At 71.5% G+C, this 26,373-nt stretch carries 27 protein-coding genes; 15 read left to right on the forward strand and 12 right to left on the reverse strand.

Features of this window, described 5'->3' with window-relative positions:
- Positions 1-11: 11 nt before the first annotated feature.
- From KBX26_RS20495 to KBX26_RS20520, 6 genes are all read right to left on the reverse strand, one after another.
- Positions 12-1,436 carry an aldehyde dehydrogenase family protein gene (locus tag KBX26_RS20495; RefSeq protein ID WP_210866182.1) on the reverse strand — a complete coding sequence of 475 codons (1,425 nt, stop codon included), beginning with the start codon at positions 1,434-1,436 and terminating at the stop codon, positions 12-14.
- 85 nt (positions 1,437-1,521) lie between these two features.
- Entirely contained in the window at positions 1,522-2,487 is a 966-nt protein-coding gene (locus KBX26_RS20500; RefSeq protein ID WP_210866183.1) for a zinc-binding alcohol dehydrogenase family protein, read from the reverse strand.
- Positions 2,484-2,846: a hypothetical protein gene (locus KBX26_RS20505; RefSeq protein ID WP_030338325.1), complete on the reverse strand. Its 363-nt coding sequence runs from the start codon at positions 2,844-2,846 to the stop codon at positions 2,484-2,486. The genes KBX26_RS20500 and KBX26_RS20505 overlap by 4 nt, the downstream gene beginning before the upstream one ends.
- Entirely contained in the window at positions 2,843-3,709 is an 867-nt protein-coding gene (locus tag KBX26_RS20510; protein ID WP_210866184.1) for an extradiol ring-cleavage dioxygenase, read from the reverse strand. Before KBX26_RS20510 ends, KBX26_RS20505 begins: the two co-directional genes overlap by 4 nt.
- A gap of 31 nt (positions 3,710-3,740) precedes the next feature.
- Complete coding sequence (locus KBX26_RS20515) at positions 3,741-4,511, reverse strand: citryl-CoA lyase (RefSeq protein WP_030338331.1); 771 nt, start codon at positions 4,509-4,511, stop codon at positions 3,741-3,743.
- Positions 4,496-5,632, reverse strand: a complete 1,137-nt coding sequence (locus KBX26_RS20520; protein WP_030338322.1) for a CaiB/BaiF CoA-transferase family protein — start codon at positions 5,630-5,632, stop codon at positions 4,496-4,498. Before KBX26_RS20520 ends, KBX26_RS20515 begins: the two co-directional genes overlap by 16 nt.
- Positions 5,633-5,829: 197 nt before the next feature.
- Between KBX26_RS20520 and KBX26_RS20525 the strand changes: the two genes are divergently transcribed.
- The 5 genes from KBX26_RS20525 to KBX26_RS20545 all read left to right on the forward strand — a co-directional run bounded on the left by KBX26_RS20525 (position 5,830) and on the right by KBX26_RS20545 (position 11,188).
- Entirely contained in the window at positions 5,830-7,266 is a 1,437-nt protein-coding gene (locus tag KBX26_RS20525; RefSeq protein ID WP_030338320.1) for an amidohydrolase family protein, read from the forward strand.
- A gap of 3 nt (positions 7,267-7,269) precedes the next feature.
- Positions 7,270-8,073: an IclR family transcriptional regulator C-terminal domain-containing protein gene (locus KBX26_RS20530; RefSeq protein ID WP_030338318.1), complete on the forward strand. Its 804-nt coding sequence runs from the start codon at positions 7,270-7,272 to the stop codon at positions 8,071-8,073.
- Between the two features lie 72 nt (positions 8,074-8,145).
- Complete coding sequence (locus KBX26_RS20535; protein ID WP_030338316.1) at positions 8,146-8,721, forward strand: DinB family protein; 576 nt, start codon at positions 8,146-8,148, stop codon at positions 8,719-8,721.
- A 67-nt stretch (positions 8,722-8,788) separates the two neighbouring features.
- Positions 8,789-9,112, forward strand: coding sequence for a hypothetical protein (locus tag KBX26_RS20540; protein WP_210866185.1), 324 nt, complete (start codon positions 8,789-8,791; stop codon positions 9,110-9,112).
- A gap of 495 nt (positions 9,113-9,607) precedes the next feature.
- A complete protein-coding gene (locus KBX26_RS20545) occupies positions 9,608-11,188 on the forward strand; it encodes a DHA2 family efflux MFS transporter permease subunit (RefSeq protein WP_030335371.1) in 1,581 nt (526 codons plus the stop codon).
- A 54-nt stretch (positions 11,189-11,242) separates the two neighbouring features.
- Here KBX26_RS20545 and KBX26_RS20550 read toward each other — a convergent pair whose 3' ends face one another.
- The 4 genes from KBX26_RS20550 to KBX26_RS20565 all read right to left on the reverse strand — a co-directional run bounded on the left by KBX26_RS20550 (position 11,243) and on the right by KBX26_RS20565 (position 14,808).
- Positions 11,243-11,704: a DUF5709 domain-containing protein gene (locus KBX26_RS20550; RefSeq protein WP_081883976.1), complete on the reverse strand. Its 462-nt coding sequence runs from the start codon at positions 11,702-11,704 to the stop codon at positions 11,243-11,245.
- A 121-nt stretch (positions 11,705-11,825) separates the two neighbouring features.
- Positions 11,826-12,710: an alpha/beta fold hydrolase gene (locus tag KBX26_RS20555; RefSeq protein ID WP_210866186.1), complete on the reverse strand. Its 885-nt coding sequence runs from the start codon at positions 12,708-12,710 to the stop codon at positions 11,826-11,828.
- Between the two features lie 112 nt (positions 12,711-12,822).
- Entirely contained in the window at positions 12,823-13,746 is a 924-nt protein-coding gene (locus tag KBX26_RS20560; RefSeq protein ID WP_030335376.1) for an RNA polymerase sigma factor, read from the reverse strand.
- 93 nt (positions 13,747-13,839) lie between these two features.
- Positions 13,840-14,808 (reverse strand): YafY family protein, encoded by a 969-nt coding sequence (locus tag KBX26_RS20565; protein WP_030335379.1) that lies wholly within the window; start codon positions 14,806-14,808, stop codon positions 13,840-13,842.
- Between the two features lie 63 nt (positions 14,809-14,871).
- On the opposite strand from KBX26_RS20565, the gene KBX26_RS20570 reads away from it, so the two are divergent.
- The 3 genes from KBX26_RS20570 to KBX26_RS20580 are packed head-to-tail and all read left to right on the forward strand — an operon-like array spanning position 14,872 to position 17,961.
- Entirely contained in the window at positions 14,872-16,005 is a 1,134-nt protein-coding gene (locus tag KBX26_RS20570) for an epoxide hydrolase family protein (protein WP_210866187.1), read from the forward strand.
- Positions 16,002-17,159 (forward strand): winged helix DNA-binding domain-containing protein, encoded by a 1,158-nt coding sequence (locus KBX26_RS20575; protein WP_247680892.1) that lies wholly within the window; start codon positions 16,002-16,004, stop codon positions 17,157-17,159. Before KBX26_RS20570 ends, KBX26_RS20575 begins: the two co-directional genes overlap by 4 nt.
- Positions 17,160-17,196: 37 nt before the next feature.
- A complete protein-coding gene (locus tag KBX26_RS20580; protein WP_210866188.1) occupies positions 17,197-17,961 on the forward strand; it encodes a YqjF family protein in 765 nt (254 codons plus the stop codon).
- Here KBX26_RS20580 and KBX26_RS20585 read toward each other — a convergent pair.
- Together KBX26_RS20585 and KBX26_RS20590 are read right to left on the reverse strand one after the other, a co-directional pair.
- Positions 17,955-18,932, reverse strand: a complete 978-nt coding sequence (locus KBX26_RS20585; protein ID WP_210866189.1) for an aldo/keto reductase — start codon at positions 18,930-18,932, stop codon at positions 17,955-17,957. The two genes, KBX26_RS20580 and KBX26_RS20585, sit on opposite strands and share 7 nt — an antisense overlap.
- Before the next feature lie 109 nt (positions 18,933-19,041).
- Positions 19,042-19,452 carry a VOC family protein gene (locus KBX26_RS20590; RefSeq protein ID WP_030335387.1) on the reverse strand — a complete coding sequence of 137 codons (411 nt, stop codon included), beginning with the start codon at positions 19,450-19,452 and terminating at the stop codon, positions 19,042-19,044.
- Between the two features lie 151 nt (positions 19,453-19,603).
- Here KBX26_RS20590 and KBX26_RS20595 point away from each other — a divergent pair, with 151 nt between their 5' ends.
- The 7 genes from KBX26_RS20595 to KBX26_RS20625 all read left to right on the forward strand — a co-directional run bounded on the left by KBX26_RS20595 (position 19,604) and on the right by KBX26_RS20625 (position 26,368).
- Entirely contained in the window at positions 19,604-19,963 is a 360-nt protein-coding gene (locus KBX26_RS20595; protein ID WP_210866190.1) for a hypothetical protein, read from the forward strand.
- Positions 19,964-19,996: 33 nt separating this feature from the next.
- Positions 19,997-20,557, forward strand: a complete 561-nt coding sequence (locus KBX26_RS20600; protein ID WP_030335392.1) for a carboxymuconolactone decarboxylase family protein — start codon at positions 19,997-19,999, stop codon at positions 20,555-20,557.
- A gap of 4 nt (positions 20,558-20,561) precedes the next feature.
- Positions 20,562-21,128, forward strand: a complete 567-nt coding sequence (locus KBX26_RS20605) for a TetR/AcrR family transcriptional regulator (protein WP_210866191.1) — start codon at positions 20,562-20,564, stop codon at positions 21,126-21,128.
- A gap of 59 nt (positions 21,129-21,187) precedes the next feature.
- Positions 21,188-21,532 (forward strand): helix-turn-helix transcriptional regulator, encoded by a 345-nt coding sequence (locus tag KBX26_RS20610; protein WP_210866192.1) that lies wholly within the window; start codon positions 21,188-21,190, stop codon positions 21,530-21,532.
- On the forward strand, positions 21,529-22,011 hold the full coding sequence (locus KBX26_RS20615) for an SRPBCC family protein (RefSeq protein ID WP_210866193.1): 483 nt from the start codon (positions 21,529-21,531) through the stop codon (positions 22,009-22,011). Before KBX26_RS20610 ends, KBX26_RS20615 begins: the two co-directional genes overlap by 4 nt.
- Positions 22,012-22,109: 98 nt before the next feature.
- Positions 22,110-23,459, forward strand: coding sequence for a cellulase family glycosylhydrolase (locus KBX26_RS20620; RefSeq protein WP_210866194.1), 1,350 nt, complete (start codon positions 22,110-22,112; stop codon positions 23,457-23,459).
- A 239-nt stretch (positions 23,460-23,698) separates the two neighbouring features.
- Entirely contained in the window at positions 23,699-26,368 is a 2,670-nt protein-coding gene (locus KBX26_RS20625; RefSeq protein WP_210866195.1) for a carboxylate--amine ligase/circularly permuted type 2 ATP-grasp protein, read from the forward strand.
- Positions 26,369-26,373: the final 5 nt, after the last annotated feature.

Below are 26,373 nucleotides of genomic sequence, written 5' to 3' on the forward strand. Positions count from 1 at the left end.
GTGGGGGGGGGTTAGCGCTGGATGGACTTTGTTTCCAGGAACTCTTCGAGGCCCATTCGGCCGAACTCGCGGCCGTTGCCGGAGTGCTTGTAGCCGCCGAACGGGGCGAGCGGGTTCCAGTGGCCGGCGTTCACGTCGACCTGGCCCACGCGCAGCCGCCGGGCGACGGCGAGAGCGTGCTCCGGCTCACCGAAGACGCCGCTGGTGAGGCCGTACACCGTGCCGTTGGCGATGGCCACGGCCTCCTCCTCGTCCGCGTACGGGATGATCGTCAGCACCGGGCCGAAGATCTCCTCCTGAGCGATCGCGGAGGCCGGGTCGACGTCGGCGAAGATCGTCGGCTGGACGTAGGCCCCGACGGTCAGCCCCTCGGGCCGCTGCGGGCCGCCGAACACCAGCCGGGCGCCGTCGGCGATGCCCCGCTCGATGTACCCGATCACCTTCTGTCGGTGCGTCTCGGACGCCATCGGGCCGATCCGGGTGGCCTCGTCGCCCGGGTCGCCGACTGTGTACTGCTTCGCGGCCTCGACGGCCAACGCCACGACCTCGTCCTGCCGGGAGGCGGGCACCAGCATCCGGGGCCACGCGCCGCAGACCTGACCGCCGTTGCTGAACGCCATCATCAGGCCCCGCTCGACAGCGTCGGGCAGGTCGGCGTCGTCCAGGATGATGTTCGCCCCCTTGCCGCCCAGCTCCAGCGCGACCCGCTTGACGCTCGCCGCGGCCACCGCCGAGATGCGCTGCCCGGCGCGGGTGGAGCCGGTGAACGAGATCATGTCGATGTCCGGGTGGGCGGAGATCGCCTCGCCGACCGTCGCGCCGGTGCCGTAGACGACGTTGAAGACGCCCGCCGGTACGCCGGCCTCGGCGGCGGTCTCGGCGAGGATGCGCGCGGTCAGCGGGGCGTTCTCGGACGGCTTGAAGACCATCGTGTTGCCGGCGAGCAGGGCCGGGGCCAGCTTGGAGACGATCTGCTGGAGCGGGAAATTCCACGGCGTGATCGCGCCGACCACGCCGATCGGCTCGCGGACGATCAGCGAGTTGCCGACCTCCTCGGTCCAGGCGAAGTCGTCGGCCAGGCCGGCGATGGATTCGAGCACCGCAGCCGGGAAGGCGACCTGGGCGGTGCGGGACATGCCGATCGGCGAGCCCATCTCGGCGGTGATCGCCTGGGCGATCTCCTCGGTACGGGCGGCGAGGCCGGCGCCGAGGCGGCGCAGCACGTCCGCCCGGTGCTGCGGGGTGGTCGCCGACCAGGCCGGGAAGGCGGCCCGGGCGGCGGCGACGGCGCGATCGACGTCGGCGGCGGTGCCGGCCGGGGTCTCGGCGACGACCTCGCCGGTGGCCGGGTTCACGACGGGAAGGGTGCCGGCGGAGCCGGTGACGGTCTCGCCACCGATCCAGTGGCCGGCGACGGTGTGGGTGGAAGGTGTCATGGACCGACCGTCGCACCGTGCCGGAACCCCAACCAGGTGCGGTTTATCCAGGGTTTCGCGATCCCTGGCTGGGGTCCGGCCCTCCTCAGAGCGCGAGGACGATCCGGCCGGCGGCGGTGCCGGCGTCCTGCCGGGCCCAGGCATCCGCGACGGCATCGAAGGGCACGATCTCATGATCGACGGTGAGCCGGCCGGTCGCCGCGTGCCCGGCCACCACTGTCAGCGCCGCTGCCCGCGCGGCGGTCGACAACCCGTTGTTGGTGTAACCGACGATCCGCAGTGCCCCGCTGCGCAGCACGGCGGACTCGATGGGTGCGGTCGCACCCGCCGCGCTGCCCAGGTTGACCAGTCGCCCACCGGGGCGCAGCACCCGCAGCGCCGCCGCGGCCGGGACACCGAAGACCGGGTCCAGGACGAGGTCGAGCGGCCCGTCGGCGGCGTGGCGCAGCCGGTCGGCCAACGACGCGACGTCGTCGTCGGGGAGCAGCGGGAGGGCGACGGCGGCGCCGAGCTCCTCGGCCCGGGCGCGGGCCGCCGCCGAGCGGGCCACGGCGATGACGCGGCGGGCGCCGCCGAGCAGTGCGAGCTGGATGGCGGCCTGGCCCACCACACCCCCGGCCCCCAGCACGACGACCTGGTCACCGACCGACAGGCCGCCGGCGTCGGTCAGCGCCGCCTGCGCGGCGACCGCGGAGAGGCCCAGGGCCGCGAGCAGGCTCAGCGGTACGCCGTCGGGCAGCGCCACCACGTCGGCGGTGGGCACCGTGACCGTGCCCGCCATGCTGCCGTCCACACCAGGGCGCATCCCGGCCGACGTGCCGAACCACACGCGAGTGCCGTCGGCCAGCCGACCGACCCCCTGCACCCCCGGCACGTACGGGGTGGTCGGCGGGCCGAAGTAGCTGGTGCCGCTGGCGCACAGCACGTCCAGCGGGGTGATCGGCACCGCCTCGACGGTGACCGCCACCTCGCCGTCGGCTGGCACGGGTGTCGGCCGCTCGGCGAGCGTCGGCGCGGCACCGCAGCGGGTGAGCACTGCCGCGCGGATCACGTCGCGATGTCCGGGTAGGGCATCGAGAAGTGGGCCAGCCGCGCGCCGTAGGACTTCTGGTATTCCAGCGGCTCGGTGTTGTCCCGCTCGAAGAGGGCGATGAAGAGGGTCAGGGTGAGGAACGGGTGCGCGCCCAGCTCGAAGAGCTTCACGTGGTCGTGGGTGGCCAACGCCTCGCGCTCCACGTCGTCGAAGCGCAGCCAGGTGCTGGCCTCGCCGGTGTGGCAGTTCAGCACCGTGTTGGCGCACTCGGCCTCCCACCAGGCGACCAGCTCGCGCGGCTCGCTGCGGTAGCGCTCGACCAGCTCCGGGTCCCGGTCGACGGTGAAGAGGAACTTGTTCAGCAGGTATCTGCTCATGCCGTCGGCGCTCCGTTCGGGTACCAGGTGAAGTACGCCTCCATGGTGTGGAACAGGTCGAGGGTGTCGACGTAGTCGGCCTTCACGCCGGCACCGGCCACGCCCATCATGAGCATGAAGTCCATGAAACCGTGGGTGGCGTTGCCGGGGGAGTGCAGGCTGTCCAGGGTGACCTCGCGCAGGCACTCGTCCAGGTCGCCGTTGGCGATCCACTCGACGGCCCGCCTGTCGAACTCCGGGTCCGGGCCGTGCGGGCCGAACTGCCGGGGGCCGCCCAGCTCCAGCGAGAGGTGACCGGTGCCGATGACGGCCACCCGCAGGTGCGACGGCCACGACTCGACGATGTCGCGGATGCTCTGGCCGAGCTGGACGAAGCGCTTCGGCTGCGGCAGCGGCGGCGCGAAGATGTTCGTGTAGATCGGCACGATCGGCAGGTCGGCCTCGGGTCGCAGCGTGATGATCGGGCAGGTGATGCTGTGGTCGATGCGCAGCTCGTTGCTGAACGCGAGGTCGAACCCGGCGTCGAGCCCGGCCCGCAGGATGTGCGCGGACAGGTCCTCCTGGCCGGTGAGCAGCATCCGGGGCAGCCCGAACTCGCGCTCCTCGTTGTACCAGTTGGCGTCGTAGCGGGGCGCCTTGCCGACCAGGAACTGCGGCATGTTGTCCAGCCAGAGCTGGTGGAAGTGGTCGGAGCCGACCATCACCAGCACGTCGGGTCGGGCCCGGGTCAACGTCTCCCGGAACGCCAGGATCTTGCGGGTCCACTCGTCGGCGAACGGTGGTCGATCCTCGCCGGTGGCGGTGCTGGCCCGGTAGTAGAAGGGGTGGTGGGTGGAGGCGATGACCGCGACGATGGAGGCCATTCCCGCTCCTTTCGGGGGTGCGGAGAGGGGGTCAGGGTTCGTAAACGGCGTTGCTGTCGACAGTGCGGTAGATGTCCATGCCGAGCGGTCGTCGTCGCTCCTCGGCGAGGTGCCCGAGCAGCCCCGCCGCGCGGGCCAGCAGGGCGAAGCCGCGCAGCATCTCGACGGGGAGCCCCAGGTCGGCCAGGGCCGCGCCGCAGACCCCGGCGCCGTTGAGCGGCAGGGTGCGGCCGAGCACCTGCGGGTGGACGCGTCCGATCGCCTCGAACAGCCGCAGGTGCGGGCCGTGCAGACCCTCCTCGGTGGCGATCCGGATCAGCACGGGGGTGCGCGGGTCCTGCTCCTTGTGCACGGGGTGCCCCAGCCCGGGGACCAGCCGGCGTTCCTGCTTGGCCCGGGTGACCGCGTCCAGCGCCACCGCGTCGTAGTCGGTCACCTCACCGGCCTGGGCGAGCGTGTCGGCGAGGAAACGTCCACAGTCCTCGGTGACGCCGAGGAAGCGCGAGCCGCCGCCGAGCAGACCGGCGGCGAGCGCGCCCTGCAACGACTCGGGCGCGGACAGGTAGGTCAGCCGGGCCGCGATCGCCGTCGGGGTGAAGCCGTGGTCGGCGAGGGCCACCAGCACCGCCTCGAAGACCCGTACCTCACCGGAGGTGGGCCGGCGGCCGGCGACCAGCCAGTACGCCAGCTCGCCGAAGCCCACGGTGCCCATCAGGTCGGCGGCCAGGTCGTGCCCCAGCAGGGAGATGGTGGTCGGGTCGGAGGTGCCGATCCCGGTCGGGAAGCTCAGTTCTTCAGCCACGCGCGGATCTCCTCGCCGTGTTCGTCGAGCCCGGGCGGCGGCAGTTCGTAACGCGCCGGGGTGTCGGAGAAGGTGATGGGGTTACGCACGCCGGGTACGTCCCCGACGGTGACGACCGGGTCGAGCCCCAGTTCCTCGGCGAGCGCCACCCCGCCGTCGATGGTGTTGATCGGCGCGCACGGGACGCCGGCGGCGAGCAAATCACGGAACCACTCGTCCTTCGGTCGGGTGGCGAGCCGTTCGACGAGCAGGGGACGCAGCTCCTCGCGGTTGGCGGTGCGGTCCTGGTTGCGGCCGAAGCGCGGGTCGTCCGGCAGGTCGGGCAGGTCGAGCACCTGGCAGAGCTTGCGGAACTGCCCGTCGTTGCCGGCGATGACGATCAGCTCGCCGTCGGCGGTGGGCAGCGGCTCGTACGGGAAGAGACTGGGGTGCGCGTTGCCCATCCGGAACGGGACGGTCCCGCCGGCGACGTAGCCGCTGGAGTGGTTGACCAGGCCGGACAGCGCCGAGCTGAGCAGGTTGACCTCGACGTGCTGGCCGCGTCCGGTCGCGCCACGGTGGTGCAGCGCGGCGAGGATGCCGATGCTCGCGTGCAACCCGGCCATCACGTCGAAGACCGAGATCCCGGCCCGGTACGGCGAGCCGTCCGGGTCGCCGGTGAGGCTCATCAGGCCCGAGATGGCCTGCACCATCAGGTCGTAGCCGGGGAAGTCCCGGCCGGCGCCGGTGCCGAAGCCGCTGATGCTCGCGTACACGACCTTCTCGTTGGTCGCGGTGACCGTGTCGTAGTCGAGGCCGAACCGGGCGAGGCCACCGGGCCGGAAGTTCTCGATGAGCACGTCGGCGCGGCGGGCCAGCTCCTGCGCGGCGGCCAGGTCGTCGGGATTCTTGAGGTCCAGGGCGATCGACCGCTTGTTGCGGTTGATGCCGAGGTAGTACGTCGAGACACCGTCGCGGGTGGGCGGCATCCAGGTGCGGGTGTCGTCGCCACCGGGGCTCTCCACTTTGACCACCTGTGCGCCGAGGTCGGCCAGGAGCATCGTCGCGTACGGCCCGGCGAGGATCCGGGAGAAGTCCGCGACGAGCAGCCCGGCCAACGGCCCTGTCGAATGCTGCACCATTTTTCCGCCCGTTCTACGGACACCTGTCCGTCGTGACAGCTTCCGACACCGGAAGGGGAGTGTCAACGGAGGAATTGGCCAGCGGGGCCAGACCTTGACACGAATGGTGACCCGGACCACACTTGCGCCACCCGGGCTGGCCGTACAGCGGACAAGAGTTCGGATTCCCCTCGTACCCCGGAAAGGAATGGGTGGCGATGAGCGCAACCGACCGGCCGGTGGTCTTCCGCAACGGCCTGGTTCTCACCATGGACGACGCGCACACGGTGCTCCCCGGCGCCGACGTGCTGGTCGTCGGCGACCGGATCGCGCAGGTCGGCGTCGGCCTCACCGCGCCCGACGACGCCCTGGAGATCGACGCCACCGGCGGCATCCTCATGCCCGGCATGGTCGACACCCACCGGCACCTGTGGCAGACCGCGATGCGCGGGTACGGCGCCGACTGGACCCTGACCCAGTACTTCGTCTGGTACTACCTCGAGTCCGGCAAGCTGTTCCGGCCCGAGGACATCCACGCCGGCAACCTGCTCGGGGCGATCGAGGCGATCGACGCGGGCGTCACCACCACTGTCGACTGGTCGCACGGGTTGCAGACGCCCGAGCACGCCGACGCCGCAGTGGACGCCCTGGAGGCGGTCGACGGGCGATTCGTGCTCGCCTACGGCAACATCCAGCAGGGGCCCTGGGAATGGGCCACCTCCCCGGAGTTCCGCGACTTCCACCGCCGTCGCGTCGACGGGGGCAAGCTGGCCGGCTTCCAGATGGCCTTCGACGTCACCGGCGACCCCGCCTTCCCGGAACGAGCCGCGTTCGAGGTGGCCCGGGAGTTGGGCGCCGCGGTGACCACCCACGCCGGCGTGTGGGGCGCCACGAACGACGACGGCATCCGACTGATGCACGAGAACGGGTTCATGACCCCGTCGACCGTCTACGTGCACGCGGCGACGCTCACCCACGACTCGTACAACCGGATCGCCGCGACCGGCGGCTCGGTCTCCGTCTCGACCGAGAGCGAGCAGAGCGCCGGCCAGGGTTACCCACCCACCTGGCAGCTGCGCCACCACGACATCCCGGTGTCACTGTCGATGGACACCAGCGTGTGGTGGAGCGGCGACCTCTTCTCCGCGATGCGCAGCACGCTCGGCGCGGACCGCTCCCGGGAGCACCTGGAGGCGCACGCCAAGCAGGAGACCGTCACCCACTGCCACCTGCGCGCCGAGCAGGTCGTCGAGTGGGCCACCCGGGGCGGCGCCCGCGCCCTCGGCATGGATGCCACCATCGGCGCGCTCACCGCCGGCCGGCAGGCCGACGTCGTCCTGATCAAGAACGACGCCTCGCCGGTGATGTTCCCGATCCTGAACCCGCACGGTCACGTCGTCTTCCAGGCCCAGCGTGCCGACGTGCACACAGTGCTCGTCGGTGGGCGCGTCGTGAAGCGCGACGGCCGCCTCGTCGGCGTCGACCTCGCCGCCGCGCGGGCGCGGGTCGCGGCGACCATCGACCACCTGCGCGAGACGATGGGGGAGCAGGCGTGGCAGCGGGGCATGAACCCGGACATCCCCGAGACCGCGATCCTGGAGAACCCGTACCAGTACACCGAGTGGGACGCCGGGTCGGCGCAATGGAAGCATTAGGACATGGGTGACAACGGAAGGGGCGCCGGGCCCGACTTCATCGAGGCTCTCGCTCGGGGCCTCGACGTCCTGCGCTCCTTCCGTCCCGCCAGCCCCTCGATGACCCTCAGCGAGATCGCCGCCGCCACCGGCCTGGCCCGCCCCACCGTCCGGCGCATCCTCATCACGCTCGAATCGCTGGGCTACGTCCGCGCGGCGGGCCGCGGCCACACCCTCACCCCGCGTGTCCTCGAACTGGGGATGGCGTACGTCAACGCGCTGAACATGTGGGACGTGGCCCGCCCGCACATGGAGAAGCTGGTCGCGCAGACCAACGAGTCGACCTCGATGGCCCAGCTCGACGGCAGTGACATCGTCTACGTCGCCCGGGTGGCCGTCCCCAAGATCGTGACGCTGGGCGTCACCATCGGCACCCGCTTTCCGGCGCCCGCGACGTCGATGGGCAAGGTGCTGCTCGCCGCGCTACCGCCGGACACACTGGCCGCCGTCCTCGCCGAGCCCAGCCGCTCCGGCATCACCCCGCGCTGGCAGCCCTCGCCCGGCGACCTCGACGCCGTGCTGCGCGAGGTCCGGGCGAAGGGCTGGGCGCTCGCCGACCAGGACCTGGCCCCGGGGATCCGATCCGTCGCCACCGGCGTCCGCGACGGCGACGGGCGGGTCGTCGCCGCCATCAACGTGACGGTGCACGCCGCCGAGACCTCGGTGGAGACCCTGCGCGAGGAGCACCTGCCGAGGTTGCTGCGCGCCGCCGCCGACATCGGGCACGACTGGGCGCTGACCGCCGCCGTGCCGGTGGTCACCGTCTAGGTTCCACCGATCACGAACTTCTTTGATTGTCCGGGGCGGCGCCGACACCAGATCGGATGCCATAGTGCCGCGATGAAGGCAGACCTGCACAGTTACCTGAAGGGCGGCCGTGACACGCTGCTGTGGAAGCTCGACGGGCTCAGCGAATACGATGTTCGGCGTCCGTTGACCCGGACCGCGACCAACCTGCTGGGTCTGGTGAAGCACGTGGCGGCCATGGAGGTCCTCTACTTCGGCGTCGTGTTCGGCCGGCCGTTCGAGGAGGAACTGCCGTACGTCGGCGACGGGGCGGAGCCCAACGCCGACATGTGGGCGAGCGCGGATGAGACCCGCGAGGAAATCATCGCACTGTACCGTCGCGCGATCGCCCACGCCGACACCACCATCGAAGCCCTCACCCTGGATGAGGTCGGCCGGGTGCCGTGGTGGGGCGATGCTGCTGTCACGCTGCACCACGTCCTGGTCCACGTCGTCGCGGAAACACAACGGCACGCAGGCCACGCCGACATCGTGCGCGAACTCATCGACGGCGCGGTCGGGCTGCTGTCGGAAAACGACAACCTGCCCCCGGGCGACGAGTCATGGTGGCGGGAACACCGTCAGCGAGTGGAGCAGGCTGCCCTCGACGCCAGCAAGCGCAGCAACTAGTGCCCGGACCACTAACGTTCACCTGCTTGGGACCGGTGGCTGCACGGGGCGCGAGTAGCCACGGCTCGTGGAGGATCGCGAACAGTACCTGCGATATCAGCGGGACCGGACCGTGCTGCTGGCGATCGGTGCTCGTCTCGGTTCCCAGGTCGGCCGGATCAGCGTGCGGTCGCCTCGGTCTCTGGCCGAGTCAGCCGTCGCCGCCTGGAATCGCGACGAGTTGGGCGGCATCGGCGAGGAGAGTCGCGAAGAGTACGAACTGCGTGACGATGCCGCCGAACTGGCCTTGATCGGTCTGGCGATCGGTGAGCGCGGCATGCGGGATGGTGAGGACGTCGTCGTCGACCTGGACGTGGTCCAGGTCGCGGCGGCGTTGCGGGCCGCGCGATAAATCAGGCGCCCGCCGCCGTGGCGCCGACCTGCTGCGAATCGATCACGGTGACTGAAAGTGTCGTACAGGTGTTCTAGATTCGGGTCATGTTCGAGGAGTTGGCGCAGGCAGACGCCGCGGTCGCCCGTTCAGCTACCGGGGATGAGGTCCTGCCGCGCAGGGACGGCGGGCCTGACGCGCGGCTTTCCCGCCGTGACGCGTTCGACAGACCGGCAGATCACCAGGGCGGCTGTCCAGGCCGATCAGGAGACCACCCCGGTGACCACTGGATCGCGGTTCTGCCGGCCGATCGCCACCCCGACGTCCGGCCACAGTCGCACAGCCGTTCGGATAAGCAGCCGGGCGGTCACGAAAACCGGCGGCGAATCGTCACAACTGGCGGTTAGTCTGCCTCCGCGCGTCGCTGCCCCGGGCACCTCGCGCCCCGCGCCCGGTAGGCGCGGCATTGCCGCCACCGCCCACCATCGGCCGGCTCAATCGACTTCAGGAGAGTTAGTGACACAGCAATCCATCGCGACATCGGACAAACTCGACGGTGCGGTGCTCAAGGTGGCGGGCGTCGTCGTCCTTGGCGCGATCATGTCGATCCTCGACGTGACGGTGGTCAGTGTGGCGCTGCCCACATTCCAGAGCGAGTTCGACGCGTCCTACGCCCGCGTCGCCTGGACCATGACCGCCTACACGCTCGCGCTCGCCACCGTGATCCCGCTCAGCGGGTGGGCGGCGGACCGGTTCGGCACCAAACGGCTCTACATGGTGGCGTTGGCTCTGTTCACGATCGGGTCGGGGCTCTGCGCCATGGCCGACACGATCGGCGAGCTGATCGGCTACCGGGTCCTGCAGGGCCTCGGCGGCGGCATGCTCATGCCGCTGGGCATGACCATCATGACCCGGGCGGCCGGGCCGCACCGGATCGGCCGGTTGATGGCCGTCCTCGGCATCCCGATGCTGCTGGGCCCGATCGGCGGCCCGATCCTGGGTGGCTGGCTGATCGACACCGCGAGCTGGCACTGGATCTTCCTGATCAACCTGCCGATCGGCCTGATCGCCCTGATCTACGCGCAGTTCGCGCTGCCGAAGGACGCGCCCGAGCCGTCCGAGTCGTTCGACTTCGTCGGCATGCTCATGCTCTCCCCGGGTCTGGCCCTCTTCCTCTACGGCGTCTCGTCCCTGCCGGAGGTGGGCACCTTCGCCGAGGCCAAGGTGTGGGCCCCGATGCTGGTCGGCGGGGCGCTGGTGGTGGCGTTCGTGCTCTACTCGTTCAGGCCCCGGCACCCGCTGCTCGACCTGCGGCTGTTCCGTAACCGCAGCCTGACCATCGCGTCGGTGACGATGTTCGTGTTCATCATCGCGTTCATGGGCGCCGGGCTGCTGTTCCCGAGCTACTTCCTGCAGGTGCGCGGTGAGTCGACGCTGGCCGCCGGCCTGCTGATGGCCCCGCAGGGCATCGGCGCGATGATCACCATGCCGATCGCCGGCACGCTCGCCGACCGGGTGCCGATCGGGCGTACGGTCCCGTTCGCGTTGGGGCTCATCGTGATCGGGTTCTTCGGCTTCACCCAGGTCGACCCGCAGACCTCGTACTGGCTGCTCGGCGCGTCGCTGTTCGTGATGGGTCTGGGCATGGGCGGCACGATGATGCCGATCATGACGTCGGCGCTGCGGACGTTGCAGGCGCAGGAGGTGGCGCGCGGCTCGACGCTCGTCAACATCCTCCAGCAGATCGGCGGGTCGGTCGGTGCCGCCGTGATGTCGGTGATCCTCACCAACGAGCTGAACGGCTCCCGGCCGATTCCCGGCCTGGTGGACGAGAGCGGCAAGCCGGTCACCGAGGCGGGGCTGGCCATCGCCTCCCAGCAGCGGCCGGAGCTGCTTCAGCAGATGCCGGTCGACCCGTCGCTCATCGAGCGCGGGCTCGACTTCGCCGCCAAGTCGTTCGCCACCACGTTCTGGGTCGCGTTCGCGCTGGTCGTGCTCACCTTCATCCCGGCCGCCCTGCTGCCGCGCCGACGGCAGCCGGCGCAGCTCGACGACCCGCAGGGCGAGCAGATCAAGACGCCCGTCGTCATCCACTGACCGACCCCGCCGCGCCCGGCACCCGCTGAGGTGCCGGGCGCGGCGGGTACGTCGTCAGCGCAACGGACCGTCGCCGGGCCCGTCCGGGTCCTCGACCACGTGGATCGCCGCTTCCTCGGCGCTGGCGGCACCCGCGTCGATGCCGGCGTCCCACGCCACCGCCTCGGCCTCGTCGTCCTCGCGGACGCCGTCGTCGTACGCGACGAGGCGGCCGGCGCGCGCCTCCGCCTCGTACCCCCGGCGGGTCAGCTCGTCCTCGTCGTCGCCACCCTCGGCGTACGGGTCGACATCCGGCACCTCCTGGGCGAGGTGCTGCTCCAGCGACTCGCCCGCCCGCTCCTCGGCGGGCGTGGTGCCGAACCGGTTGGCCGCCGTCCAGTGGTCCTCGGCGACGATGCCGGTGTCGAGGGGGTCGCCGACCAGGTCGTCGTCGAGGGTGTCGGAGGCGTCCAGCACCCCGTCGTCCTCGGCCACGTTCCACTCGTCGACGGAATCCATCCGTTCGGTCTGGCTCACGGCGGTCTCCTCTGTGTCACGGTGCGGCAAAGTGCTCAGCCTATGACCGTGCAACGCGCCCGCACCCCGAGGCCTGCCCGCTGTGACGAACGGACCTCGGGTCGCGCCGTACCCGGGCGGGTCAGCGCTTCAGCAGCTCCGCCACGGCGTCGGTGAACTCGGCCGGCTGCTCGATGTGCGCGAAGTGTCCGCTTCGCGGCAGGGTCACCAGCCGCGAGTCCGGAAGCCCGGTGTGCAGCTGCTCGGCCCAGCGCGGGCCGCAGATGAAGTCGTACGCCCCGACGATCACCACGACGGGCACGGTGATCTCACCCAGGTTGTCCCGCACGTCGAAGGGCGTGGGGTCCTGCGCGCCGGCCGGCGTCGACCAGATCCGGACGGCCGCCTGAAACGGGGCGAACTCGTCCTGTCGACCCCAGAAGTCCGCGAAGTACACCGGCAGGGCGGCGCGCAGCGCGGCGCCCAACGACTCGTCGTCCGTCGCGCCGCCGATCTGCGCGAAGGCGGCCGGGACCGCCGCCGCCTCCGGCCGGTCCGGGTGCCGCTGCGGGTAGGCGGCGAGGCCTGCCATGGCCTCGGCCCAGAACTCGGCGCCGGTGACGGGTGACGTGTCGTACAGGGCGAGGCCGGCGATCCGGTCCGGGTGGGTGAGCGCGTACCGCTGGGCGACGAAACCGCCGTGTGAGTGTCCGAGCAGGTACACCCGGGGTTCGCCGAGGTGCTCGACGACGGCGTGCAGGAACCGGACATAGGTGTCCAGGCGGTAATCGGCGGGGTTCTCCAGCTGCCCGGACGCGCCGGTGCCCACCGGCTCGACGTAGACCATGGTGAAGTGCGTCTCAAGGCTGGGCGTCCGCAGGTACGCCCACTCGATGCCGGGGCCGCCGGAGTGCGCCACGCAGACCGGGCCGGTGCCGGCGACGTGGTAGACCTGCCGAACGCCGTCGACGGTGAACGTGTGGGCACCGGGTGCGAGGGCGCTGACGTCGTGGCTGGTGGAACCCATGAACTATCTCCCGATCCGAGAACCGTGCGGCGTCCGCCGACACGGCGACTGGTGCATGACGCGGACCAGATGCTCGGGTCGGGGGAAAAGTTCGCTCGGCCGGGAGGGTTTTTCAGACCAGCGCGGGGACGGGGTGGAAGAGGGTCAGTTGGCGTACCCGCCCCTCGCGCAGCACCTGCAACCACAGCGCCGCGGGTGGGCAGTGCTCCGGGTCGTCGGGCGGGCTGATCAGGTCGGTCTCCCAGATCAGCACGTCGCCGCTGGCGGCCACGTTGCGCAGCCGCTGACGTACCCCGGCGGTCAGGTCGCGGTTCATGCCGCTGATCGCCAGGTCACGACCGCCGCGCGGGCCGCCCGGCACGATCATTTCGGCGTTCGGCCACCAACTCTCGCGGACCACCCGCTCGAAGCCGCCGCCCATCGCGGTGGCGATCACGTCGCGGCCCTCGCGCCACCGGGCGTCGTTGGCGGCGGCGACGTCGGCGTGCGCCGTGGTCGCGGCCGCGCGCAGACCGCCGGCGAGCGCACGGCGGGCGTGGTTGAGGCGGCTGCGGACGGTGCCGACCGGCACCCCACACACGGCGGCGATCTGCTCGTACGAGGACGCGTCGCTGAAGTAGCGCAGCAGGGTGACCAGGCGGTCAGGCTCGGACAGTTGCTCGAGGGAATGCCACACCCAGTCGCGCATCACGGCCCGGTCCAGTGCCTCCTCGGGGGTGGGGCTGTCGGCCGGGCCGGTGAACCACTCCGGTTCGGCGACCGGGACGGCTCGGGGCTTGCGTAACGTCGTCCGGCTGGTGTTGCGGACGATGGCCCGCAACCAGGACCCGACGGCGTTCGGGTCGCGAACCTCGCCGATGCGACGCAGGGCGACGACCATGGTGTCCTGCACCGCGTCTTCGGCGTCCGGCCCGTAACCGAGGACGCTCAGCGCGACGGCACGCATCCCGGCCTCGTGCCGGGCCAGCAGCACACCGAGCGCGGCCGCGTCTCCCGCCTGCGCGAGCACGACCAGCTCCGCGTCGCTCTGCGTCACGTCCAGCTCCTCCCCAAAAGCCGGTTTTGCTGGCTTGTGCTCCGTCAAGCGTACGGCGGGCTGGCGTGTCGATGCCCCGAGCGGCCGGCCGTCCTACGCTGCGGGAGGGCTGGCGGCGCGGGTGGCACGGGTGCCGATCTGCCGCAGGTGTGCGATCAACTCCGGCGGCTCGTGCACCTCCAGCTCGCAACCGAGGGTGAGCAGGCGCCACGCCAGCCACTCCAGCGTGTCGGCGTTGCTGCGCAGCCGGCACGAGGTCGCGTCGATCGGGTCCAGCTCGACGCCGGCACCGCTGAGCGGGCCCGCCATCCGCTCGATCGGCGCGTGCAGCGTCACCACCGCTCGGTAGACGGGGGTCAGCTCAAGCAGCTTCTCCGTCATGAACGTGGCGGCGTCGGACGCCGGCAGTTGCCGGGCGGCGACCCGGTTCCGGGTGGGCCGCAGGTCGGTGATCCGATCGACCCGGAAGATCCGCCAGTCGTCGCGGTCGTTGTCGTAGCCCACCAGATACCAGCGTCGCCCGGCCGACACCAGCTTGTACGGCTCGACGAGCCGTTCGGCGTCCACGCCGTCGCGACGGCGGTAGGTGAACCGTAGCCGCTCCCGGTTGTTGACGGCGGCGGCCAGCGCGCTCAGGTGCTCCGGGTCGACAGTCGGTTGGTCCCAGGTGAGCATCGGTTCGGTGGCCGCCCCCAGCGCGCTGACCCGGTGCCGCAGCCTGGATGGCAGCACCTGTTCGAGCTTCGTCAGCGCCCGCACCGAGGCCTCCTCGATGCCGGCCACCGCGTGACCGGCGGCGGTGCGCAGACCGACAGCGATCGCCACCGCCTCGTCGTCATCGAGCAGCAGCGGGGGCATCGCCTTACCGGCGACGAGCCGGTATCCGCCGATCGCGCCCATCGTCGCCCGCACCGGGTAGCCGAGATCGCGCAGCCGCTCCACGTCGCGGCGGATGGTGCGCAGGCTGACCCCGAGCCGGGTGGCCAACTCGCTGCCGGGCCATTCGCGGGACGTCTGTAACAGCGACAGCAGGCTCAGCAGTCGGGCGGGGGTGTCGGACATGGCTCCCAGAATGCCAGCGATGTGTGCCAGAAGCTGTCCTATATGGGCCGTAGCGTTTTCGGCATGACACCCTTTCGCATCGACATCAGCCAGCCGGACCTCGACGACCTGCGTGACCGGCTCTCCCGCACCCGGTGGCCCCGCTCGTTGCCCGGCACCGGCTGGAGCCGCGGGGTGCCGGTGGACTACCTCCGTGAGCTGACCGGGTACTGGGCGAATGGCTACGACTGGCGGGCGCACGAGGCGCGTCTGAACGACTTTCCCCAACTCCTCACCGAGATCGACGGCTTGGACGTACACCTGCTGCACGTCCGCTCGCCGGAGCCGGACGCGCTGCCGTTGCTGCTCACGCACGGCTGGCCGAACTCCGTCGTCGAGTTCACCGAGCTGATCGGTCCACTGACCGACCCGCGCGCCCACGGCGGTGATCCCACCGACGCGTTTCACGTGGTGGTCCCGTCGGTGCCCGGCTACGGTTTCTCGCAGGCGCCGCCGGCCGGTTTCACGATCGACCGGCTCGCCCGGATGTGGGCCGAACTGATGGCCCGGCTCGGCTACCACCGCTACGGCACCCAGGGCGGCGACCTTGGCGCGTACGTCGCGCCGCGGGTGGCGGCGGTGGCGCCGCAGCGGGTGGTCGGTGTGCACATCGACGGCGGGTTCGGCTTCCCGACCGCCGCCGACGTGCCGGACATGAGCGTGGCAGAACGCGCCGAGTGGGAGCAGATGCAGCGGTGGATGAGCGGTGGCGTGGACCATCACGCGCTGCTGCGGGCGGCGCCGCAGACCTTCTCGTACGCCTGGAACGACTCGCCGGTCGGGCTGCTGGCCTGGATGATGCAGAAGTTCAAGGAGTTCACCATGACGGTGCCCACGCCGGAGCAGGCCATCGACCGGGATCACCTGCTCACCAACGTCAGCCTCTACTGGTTCACCGGCACGTCCGGAACGTCGTCGTGGCCCATGTACGAGCGGCTGACCGTTACCGAAGATGGCGGTTTCGCCTGGCCGACGGGCCAACGGCGGGTGCCGTCCGGTGTGTACGGCGGTGGGTCCGCGTTGATGCGCCGCCTCGCAGAACGGGACAACACCATCGTGCACTGGCCGCAGGGCAACCCGGGCAGCCACTTCGTGGCGATGGACGAGCCGCTGGCGCACGCCGCGGACATCCGCACGTTCTTCCGAGAGTTGCGATGACCGAGCTGAGCTGGGACCAGGTCTCCGCCCGACGTCTTCGGCGGCACGGGCTGCACACACCGGCGGCGGGCGCGGCATCGGACGCGGTACGCGTCGCCGACGTGGTGTCGACGATGTGCGGCGCGCACGCCCAGGTCGCGTCGGCCGCCGAGCTGTCCGTCGGGCTGCGGGTGCCGGGCGCGCCCCGCGCCCTGGTGCGCCGGGCACTGTGGACGGATCGCACGCTGGTCAAGACCCGGGGCCCACGCGGCACCGTGCATCTGCTCGCCGCCGCGGACCTGCCGATGTGGGTCGGCGCGCTGACCGCGTTGCCGGCCCCGTCGTGGGAACGCAGCGTGGTCCTGCTGACGCCCCAGCAGACCGAGCAGGTCCTCGCGGCCATCGCCGACGCGGTCGCCGAGGCCGACCTGACCACCGCCGAGCTGACCGAGGAGATCGTCGCCCGTACCGGCCCGTGGGCGGGCGACCTGGTCATGGAGGCCTTTCAGGACAGGTGGCCACGGTGGGTCGCCGCGATGACCGACGCCACCCGCAGCGGGGTGATCTGCTTCGGCCCGAACCGCGGTCGGGTCACCACGTACACCAGCCCGACCCGGTGGCTGCCCGACTTCGCGCCGATGCCCGGTCGCGCCGCCCTGGCCGCACTCGTGCGCAGCTACCTGTACGCGTACGGCCCGGCCACCCCGGCGCAGTTCGCCAGGTGGCTGGCGGTCCCACCGGCGTGGGGGAAATGGCTGTTCGACTCGCTCGATCTGACCGAGGTGACAGTGGAGGGCACCACGGCCTGGGTGGCCGCCGACGACTCCGACTTCCCCGACGACCGGCCGTCCGGGTTACGGCTGCTGCCCTACTTCGACGCGTACGCGGTCGGCTGCCACCCCCGGGAGCGGCTCTTCCCCGGTGCCGCCGCCACCCGGGCGCTCGCCGGTGGACAGGCCGGCAACTACCCGGTGCTGCTGGTGGACGGGGTGGTCGCCGGCGTGTGGCACCAGCGCCGCTCCGGCCGGTCGATCCGCGTCACCGTCGAGCCGCTGCGCCCGCTCGACGCGGCCCGGCAACGGGCGCTGGCGCAGGAGGTCGACCGGGTCGGCGAGATCCTGGAGGGCCGGGCGTCGCTGACCGTCGGCACCGTCAGTGTCGGCCCGCACGCCTGAGACCACGCCAGCCTGCCGACTGGGCGAGGATGAGAGGGTGCACCCCGAACCGGTCGACCACGCGCCCCGGCAGGCGTTCCCCTGGGCGGTGCTGCGGCAGCGCTGGGAGGACCTCACGTTCCTGCACTGGGCGGTCGACCCGGCGCTCGTCGCGCCGTTGCTTCCCGTCGGGACCCGGCCGGACACACTCCACGGGGTCAGCTACGTCGGCCTGATCGGTTTCCGGATGGTCGGGCTGGGCTTCGGCCGTGGCCCGGGGGTGCCCTACTTCGGCACCTTCTCAGAAACCAACGTCCGGCTCTACTCCGTCGACGACGACGGCCGACGAGCTGTGGTGTTCCGGTCGCTCGACGCGTCCCGCCTGGTGCCGGTGCTGGTGGCCCGGGCGACGCTGCGCCTGCCGTACCTCTGGTCGTCGATGCGGTTGGCACGCGACGGCGACCGCCGCACCTACCGGTGCCGGCGGCGCTGGCCGGGGCCGGCGGGCGCGACGAGCCGGATGGTGGTGCGGGTCGGGGAACGGATCGTCGAGCCGACCCCGCTCGACCATTTCCTCACCGCCCGTTGGGGGCTGCACACCCGGGCGTACGGACGCACGCTGCACCTGCCGAACTGGCATCCGAGCTGGCCGCTGCACCGGTGCGAGCTGCTGCACCTGGATGACGAGCTGGTCGCCGCCGCCGGGTTGCCGGCACCGGTCGGGCCGCCGGTCAGCGTGCTCTACTCGCCCGGTGTCGGAGTCCGGTTCGGCCCGCCGGTGGCGGCCCGGCTACGTGCCGCCGGGCCGCCGCGGGCTCAGTAGCGGCCACCCTCGGGCGCGGGCAGGGCGTCCAGGTCGGCCAGGTCCTCGGCGCTGAGCCGCACGTCAGCGGCCGCGCAGTTGTCCAGCAGGTATTTCGGGGTCTTGGTGCCGGGGATCGGGATGACCTGATCACCCTGGGCCACCACCCAGGCGAGGGCGACCTGCGCGGGGCTGACGCCCGCCCGGTCGGCGATCTCCCGGACCCGGGCGACGATGGCGAGGTTGGCGCGCAGCGCGTCCTGTTGGAAGCGCGGCAGGCCGCGCCGGAAGTCGTCGGCGGGAAGGTCGTCGAACGAGCTGAACCGGCCGGCGAGGAAACCGCGGCCGAGCGGGGAGAACGGCAGGAAGGCGATGCCCTGCTGGGCGCAGTACGGCAGCACCTCGGTCAACGGGTCGCGGGTCCACAGTGACAGCTCGGACTGCACCGACGCGACCGGGTGCACCGCCTGGGCGCGCACGATCTGGGCGACCGTCACCTCGGAGAGCCCGATCTGCCGGGCCTTGCCGGCCGCCACGACCTCCGCCATCGCGCCCCAGGACTCCTCGATGGGCACCTGCGGGTCGACCCGGTGCAGCTGGTAGAGGTCGACGTGGTCGGTGCCGAGTCGGCGCAGGCTCTCGTCGATCGCCGCGCGGATGTGCTCCGGGCGGCCGTTGTTGCCGATCCTCGGCGAGTTGCCGGGGCCGCCGGTGGGGGAGGTGGCCACCAGGCCGACCTTCGTGGCCAGCACGGCCCGCTCCCGCTCGCCGCCGGTGAGCGCCCGCCCGACCAGCTCCTCATTGGTGTACGGCCCGTACACGTCCGACGTGTCGATCAGTGTCGCGCCCAGGTCCAGTGCCTGTCGGATGACGGAGATCGACGTGTCGTCGTCGCGAGGGCCCGTGATGTCGTAGCCGTGGCTCATGCCCATGCAGCCGAGGCCGATGACGCCGACCTCGGGGCCGGTGCTGCCCAGCGTGGTGGTTCGCATGGCCCCAGGCTACGACCGACGCGGCCGGCGGGCACCTCGCGCGTCGGGCGGCCGGGTCGACCGCCCCGATGGTCGGGTGCCCGCGTCGCCCCTCGGGACTTCTCGCCGCTCAGGACGTCAACTGGGTGAAGCGGATGCTGTTGCCGAACGGATCGCGCAGGGCGCAGTCGATCCCGTAGAAGCGTTCGGTGGGTTCCTCGGTGAACTCGACGCCCCGGCCCAGCAGCGTCTCGTACGTCTTGCGGCAGTCGTCGGTGGAGAAGATCAGCGAGCCGCCCATCGCACCCTTGGTGACCAGGGCGCGGACCTGCTGGGCGGTCTCCTCGGACAGCGCCGGTGGGCCGGGCCTCTCCAACAGGATCTGGCGACCCGGCTCGCCGGGGACGTTGACGGTCAGCCAGCGCATGAAGCCCATGTCGACGTCGGCGTTGACCTCCAGGCCGAGCTTGCCGACGTAGAAGTCGAGGGCCTCGTCCTGGTCGAGGACGTAGATCTGTGAGTGCGTGATCGCGGTGAACATGCACGTCACGGTAGGGGTCCGCGCCGCCGGACGCTTATCCGAAACTGCGCGGTGACGACTCTCACCAGAAGCGGACTCGCGAGTCCGGCACGGTGGCCACGAAGCGGACCTGCGAGTCCGGATATGCCCACCGTCACCACGAGGAGCCCCCATGACCCCGGTACGGATCAGCGACGCCCTGCGCGCGGTGGTCTTCGAACCCACCCGCGACCTGACCGAGGCGCTCGACGAGTTCTACGCCCCGGACTACACCCACCGCAGCGACGGCGAGACCGTCGACCGGGCCGGATTCGTCGAGATGGTGACCCGGGTACGCGCCCAGATCGCCGGCGGCACCGTACGGGTTCTCGACGAGCTGCGCGACGGTCTCCGCTACGCCGAACGACACGTCTTCGAGATCACCATGGTCGACGGGTCGACCGCCAGGCGGGAGATCGCGATCTTCGGGTCGTACGCCGAGGACGGCCGGTTCCGCCACCTCAGCGAGACCGGCTTCGACCTGCCCGCCTGACCCACCTCGACAATCAGCACCGGAGAGAGAGCCATGCCCCGCCTTGCCGACCCCGACCCGAACGCCATTCCGGCCGACGTCCGCGACGTCCTGTCCGCCCTGCCGCCCGACCCGATGGTCAAGATGCTGACCCACTCGGTCGGCACGGTGGCCCTCTTCATCCAGCTCGCGAAGGCGCAGTTCACCTCGCTGGAGCTGCCCGCCCGCTCGCGGGAGCTGGTCATCCTGACGGTCGCCGAGTACGCCGGGTGCGAGTTCGTGGCGGCCCAGCACCGCCCGATGTCCGAGGCCGCCGGCGTCGACCAGCGCACCCGCGACATCATCAGCAGCCGGGACCTCGACAACCCGGGCCTTGCCGCGGACGACCGGACGCTCATCCGGTTCGCCGCCGAGGTGGTGCGCTCACCGCGCGTTCCCGACGACCTCTTCGACGAGGTCCGGGCCAATCTCAGCGAGCGCGAGGTCGTCGAGGTGCTCCAGGTGATCGGCTACTACTGGTCGTTCGGACGGGTGGCCACGGTGCTCAACGTCGAACTCACCACCGTGTACGGCGACGAGCCGTTGCTGACCGGCGGGACCGAACGGGCAGACTGACGCCATGACCCCACCGACGCCGAGCGACCCGGACGCACCCCGTCGGCGGCTGGACGCCCGTCGCAACCAGGAGCGGGTCATCGCCGCCGCCCGGGAGCTCTTCACCGAGCAGGGTCTGCAGGTGACGGTGCCGCAGGTGGCGGAGCGGGCCGGGGTGGGTCGCGCGACGGTGTACCGCAGCTACCCCAGCAAGGAGGACCTGATCGTCGCTGTGGTCCAGCGGCAGTTTGAGGAGCTGGAGCAGCGCATCCGCGCGGCGCTTGACGGCGCTGACGCGTACCAGGAGTGGTGTTCGTTCGTGCCCGACCTGTTCGGACGCCTGGCGCGCGACCGGGTCCTCGCCGACGCGTTCTTCGAGGGCCGGCTGGTGCCCGCCGCGCGCATCCTGAGCCTGATCGGGCAGCTGGTGGCGGCGGCCCGGCCGTCCGGCAAGATCCGCCAGGACGCCGGGGAGTTGGACATCCGGGTACTTCTCTGCGGGGCGGTTCGGCAGCTCATCGTGCTCGACGAGCGCGACCCGGCGGTGTGGCGCCGGTACGCCGACCTGGTGCTCAACGCGCTACGCCGCTGACCATCGGGCTGACACTTAGTGCTTGACCTCAGTGTCAGCCCGATGGAATAGTTAGGCGTATGGCTAAGCATGTGGGGGGCGACGCGCTCGACAGCGTGCTCCACGCGCTGTCCGATCCCACCCGCCGCCAGGTCGTGGAGCGCCTGTCCCAGGGTCCGGCCACGACCAGCGAGCTGGCCCGCCCGTTCGACATGGCGCTGCCGTCGTTCACCCAGCACCTGCACGTCCTTGAGCGCTGTGGCCTGGTGACGTCGCAGAAGCAGGGCCGGGTGCGCACCTACCGGCTCGCGCCTCAGTCGCTCGAGCGCATCGACACCTGGCTCGCCGCGCAACGCGCCCGGTGGACCCGACGCCTCGACCAACTCGACTCGGTTCTCTACGACCTGAAGGAGCAGCAGCGATGACCGCCTACCCGGTGAACCCCGACCTCGATCTCGTCCTGGAGCGCCGCGTCGACGTGGCCCCCGAACTGGTCTGGCGCGCCTGGACCACGCCCGAGCTGGTGATGCGGTGGTTCAGCCCGAAACCCTGGTCGACCGTCGCCTGCGAGATCGACCTGCGGCCCGGTGGCCGGTTCGACACCACCATGCGCTCGCCCGAGGGCCAGGAGTTTCCCAGCAGCGGCTGCATCCTGGTGGCCGACGAGGGCTCGACGCTGGTCTTCACCTCCGCCATGGGCGCCGGGTTCCGCCCGATCGTCACCGCCGACGGCTTCCCGTTCACCGCGGTGATCCAGATCGAGCCGGACGGCGCCGGCACGAAGTACACCGCCACCGCGATCCACGCCGACGCGTCGGCGAAGAAGTCGCACGAGGAGATGGGCTTCCACGAGGGCTGGGGTGCGGCGCTGGACCAGCTCGTCGAGCTCGCCAGGACCCTCTGAGCAGCGGCTCCGCTTGCCTGCATCGGCGTTGATCGATATTGTTCGCGGAGGCGCCGCCCCGCCTCAGGCCACCATCGTCGATCCGAAGCGGGTTCCGCATGCGCACACTGAGACTTGTCACGACCCTGGCTGTCGCCGGCCTGCTCGCCGGTGGGGCGGCGGCGGTCGCCGCCACACCGGCCAGCGCGGCGACCGCCGTGTTCTCGGTGACGAACAACTGGGGCAACGGCTACCAGGGGCAGGTCACCGTCACCAACGACACCTCCGCGCCGATCAGCAGTTGGCGGGTCGAGTTCGACCTGCCGTCCTCCTCGACCATCACCCAGTCGTGGAACGCGCAGCAGACCACCTCGGGCAGTCACTACACCTTCGCCAACGTGTCCTGGAATGGCAACCTCGCCGCTGGTGCCTCGACCTCGTTCGGCTTCCTCGTCAACGGCACCGGCACCCCGGTCAACTGCACGGTGAACGGCGCCGGCTGCGCCGGCGGCCCACCCCCGACCACGCCACCGACCACGCCACCCCCGACCACCCCGCCGCCCACCACCGGCACGCCCGTCGAGCGGCACGGGCAGCTGCGGGTCTGCGGCACCACGATGTGCGACAAGTCCGGCGCCCGGGTGCAGTTGCGCGGCATCAGCAGCATGTGGCTCAACTGGGAGACCGCCCCGTACGCCGAGAACCTCTCCGCGCTGCGCTGGATGCGCGACAACTGGAACCTCCAGGTGATCCGCGCGGCGATGGGGGTGGAGCCGGCGGGGGCGTACCTCAGCGACCCAGCCAAGGCGCGCGCACAGGTGGAGACCATCATCAACAACGCGGTCACCGCCGGGGTGTACGTGATCGTCGACTGGCACGCGCACGAGGCGCAGAACAACCAGTCCCAGGCGGTGGCGTTCTTCGGCGACCTGGCCCGCCGGTACGGCAACCTGCCCAACGTCATCTGGGAGCCCTACAACGAGCCGCTCCAGGTCAGCTGGACCACCGTCATCAAGCCGTACCACCAGGCGGTGGTGTCCGCGATCCGCGCCGCCGACCCGGACAACATCATCGTGCTCGGCACCCCGACCTGGTCACAGGACGTCGACGTCGCGGCGGCCAGCCCGGTCGCCGGCACCAACCTGATGTACACGCTGCACTTCTACTCCTGCACGCACGGGTCGTCGCTGCGGGCCAAGGGGGACGCCGCGATCCACGCGGGTCTGGCGCTGTTCGTCACGGAGTGGGGCGCCAGCAACGCCGACGGCGGCCTCGACGGCCGGGCCTGCCTGCCCGAGGCGCAGTCCTGGATCGACTGGATGAAGGCGAACGGCATCTCCTGGACGGCCTGGAAGCTCGACGTCGGCACCGACACCACCAACCTGCTCAGCCCGGGCGCGCCGGTGACCGGCGGGTGGACCAACTACCTGCACGGCCACGCGCCGTTCGTGGTGGCGAACATGAGGTGACCCCGGCCGCTCCCAGGCCATGATCGACACGAGTTCACTGATGTCGGGGTATCCGGATCGACGGGATACCCCGACATCGCCATGCCCGTGTCGATCAGGCAGCAGCGCGCGGATCGATCGCCGTGCCGGCGGATGGACAGAACGGCGGGTCACCTTAACGCGCCGGAAACGCCCCCGGTACCAACCCTGGGAACGCTCGTCGGACAGTCGACACCACCGACACGCGAACCGGGGTGACCATGGCCGACAACACCACGAACGCGCCGACGTACGACGGGCCGGTGGGCCGGTCCGGCAATGGCCGGACAGCGCCCACGCCGCGCACCAACCGGGCCCTGTCGCTCGACGACGGCGACCCGGCTGACCTGGCCACGATCGGGGTGGAGGAGGAGTTCCACGTCGTCGACCTGCACACCAGGGAGTTGGTGCCCCGCGCCGGCGAGCTGCTCGACCGGTTGCCGGCGGCCTCGTTCACCGCCGAGCTCCACCGCAGCGTGGTGGAGACCAACACCGCGGTCTGTCGCACCCTCGACGAGATCCGCGCCGAGCTGACCGGGCTGCGGCACAGCGCGGTCCAGGTCGCCGACCGGGTCGGGCTGGGCATCGTGGCGGCCGGTACGGTGCCGTTGCGGGCCGACGGTGACCCCAGCGTCACACCCACCTCCCGCTACCGGCGGATGCTCGACGAGTACCAGATGCTCGCCCGGGAGCAGCTGATCTGCGGCGCGCAGGTGCACGTCGGCGTCGCCGACCGGGACCTGGCGGTGGCGGTCACCCGCCGGGTCCAGCCGTGGCTGCCGGTGCTGCTCGCCCTCTCCACCAGCTCGCCGTACTGGATGGGTCAGGACAGCGGCTACGCCAGCGTCCGGTCGTTGGTCTGGCAACGCTGGCCCACCGCCGGTGACCCGGGCGAGGTGACCAGCGCCGCCGACCACGAGGCGCTGGTCGCCGAACTGATCGCCTCCGAGACCATCACCGACCCCGCCATGATCTATTTCGACGTCCGGCCGTCGGCGCACGTGCCCACAGTGGAACTGCGAATCACCGACGCCAACCCGGACGTGGAGACCATCGTCCTGCTCGCCGGCCTGTTCCGGGCGCTCGTCCGGCGGGAGGTCGCCGCCCTGCGCGCCGGGGTGGAGCGCACGGCCGTGCGACCACCGGTGCTGCGCGCCGCCGTGTGGCGGGCGGCCCGCTCCGGGCTGGAAGGCGACCTGCTCGACCTGCCCCGCTCGGCCCGGCCGGTGCCGGCCGCCCAGGCGGTCCGCCGGCTGGTGACCGACCTGCGCCCGCAGTTGGCGGCGACCGGTGACTGGGAGCAGGTCAGCGAGCTGACCCGGTACGCGCTGGAGCACGGCAGCTCCGCCGCACGGCAGCGGCGGGCGTACCAGCGGCGTGGCCGGTTGGCCGACGTGGTCGACCTGCTGCTCGACGAGACCCGGGGTCGGGTCCGAGGGCCGCTGCCGGGTGCGTCGACACCACCGGCGCTGCCCACGTACGCCGACGCCGGCGACGAGGTATTCGGACCGGCCGGACCGCAACCGGTGTACGCCCCGATGCTCGCGGCCCTGCGTCAGCTCGGTGCCGGCGTCCTGCGTCAACGCGAGCACGACCGGGACGAGGAGCAGCGGGCCCGGGGGGTGACGTTCAGCGTGGCCGGTGAGGCGAGCACCCGGCTCTTCCCGGTGGACCTGGTGCCCCGGGTGGTGCCCGCCGCCGACTGGCGGACCCTGCGTACCGGCCTGGTGCAACGCGCCCGCGCCCTCGACGCGTTCCTGCGCGACGTCTACGCCGACCGGGCCGTGGTGGCCGACGGCGTGGTGCCGGCGTGGGTGGTGGAGTCGTCACCCGGGCTGCGCCCGACCGGGGCGCTGATGGGCCGGCGGGGCACCCGCGCCCAGGTGTCCGGCACCGACCTGGTCCGCGACCCGGACGGCGGCTGGTACGTGCTGGAGGACAACCTGCGGGTGCCCTCCGGGCTCGGCTACGCGGTGCAGAACCGTCGGTTGACCCGGGCGGTGCTGCCGGAGTTGCCGGTGCCGGAGGACCTGCTGCCCGCCGACGAGACGCCGGCGATGCTGTACCGGGCGTTGGTCGCCGCCGCGCCCGCCACGACCGACGACCCCGCCGTGGTGGTGCTCAGCGGCGGCCCGGGTGACCCGGCGTGGTTCGAGCACCGGCTGCTCGCCGACGAGATGGGTGTGCCGCTGACCGAGACCAGCGACCTGCTGGTGGAGGAGGGCCGGGTCCGGCTGGTCCGCGAGGGCTGCCGCCGCGAGGTCGACGTGATCTACCTGCGGATGGACGAGGAGGCGCTGCTGCACGCGCCGGGCGCGGACGGGGTGCCGTTGGGGTGGCCGCTGCTCGCCGCGGTGCACGCCGGGCGGCTCACGCTGGCCAACGCGCTGGGCAACGGCGTCGCCGACGACAAGGCGTTGTACGCCTACGTTCCCCGGCTGATCGAGTACTACCTGGGCGAGAAGCCGCTGCTGGGAGACGTGCCCACGTACCTGTGCGGACTGCCCGAGCAGCGGGCCGAGGTGCTGGGCCGACTCGACCAGCTGGTGCTCAAGCCGGTCGACGGGTACGGCGGTGACCGGGTGGTGATCGGCCCCCGGGCCGAGGCGGAGGAGTTGGACGCGGTCCGGGAGCAGATCCTCGCGGCCCCGCACCGGTGGATCGCCCAGGAGGTGGTCGCGCTGACCACCCACCCGGTCTTCGACGGCGCGGCGCTGGCTCCCCGCCACGTCGACCTGCGGGCGTTCGTGTTCCTCGGTGACACCGCCGAGGTGGCGCCGGTGGCGCTGACCCGGGTGGCGCCGGCCGGCAGCATGATCGTCAACTCGTCGCGGGGTGGCGGGTCGAAGGACACCTGGCTGCTCGGTGGAGCCGACGAACCGCCGGTGTAACCCAC

The organism is Micromonospora sp. C97 (assembly GCF_018070385.1).
Lineage (GTDB): Bacteria > Actinomycetota > Actinomycetes > Mycobacteriales > Micromonosporaceae > Micromonospora > Micromonospora parva.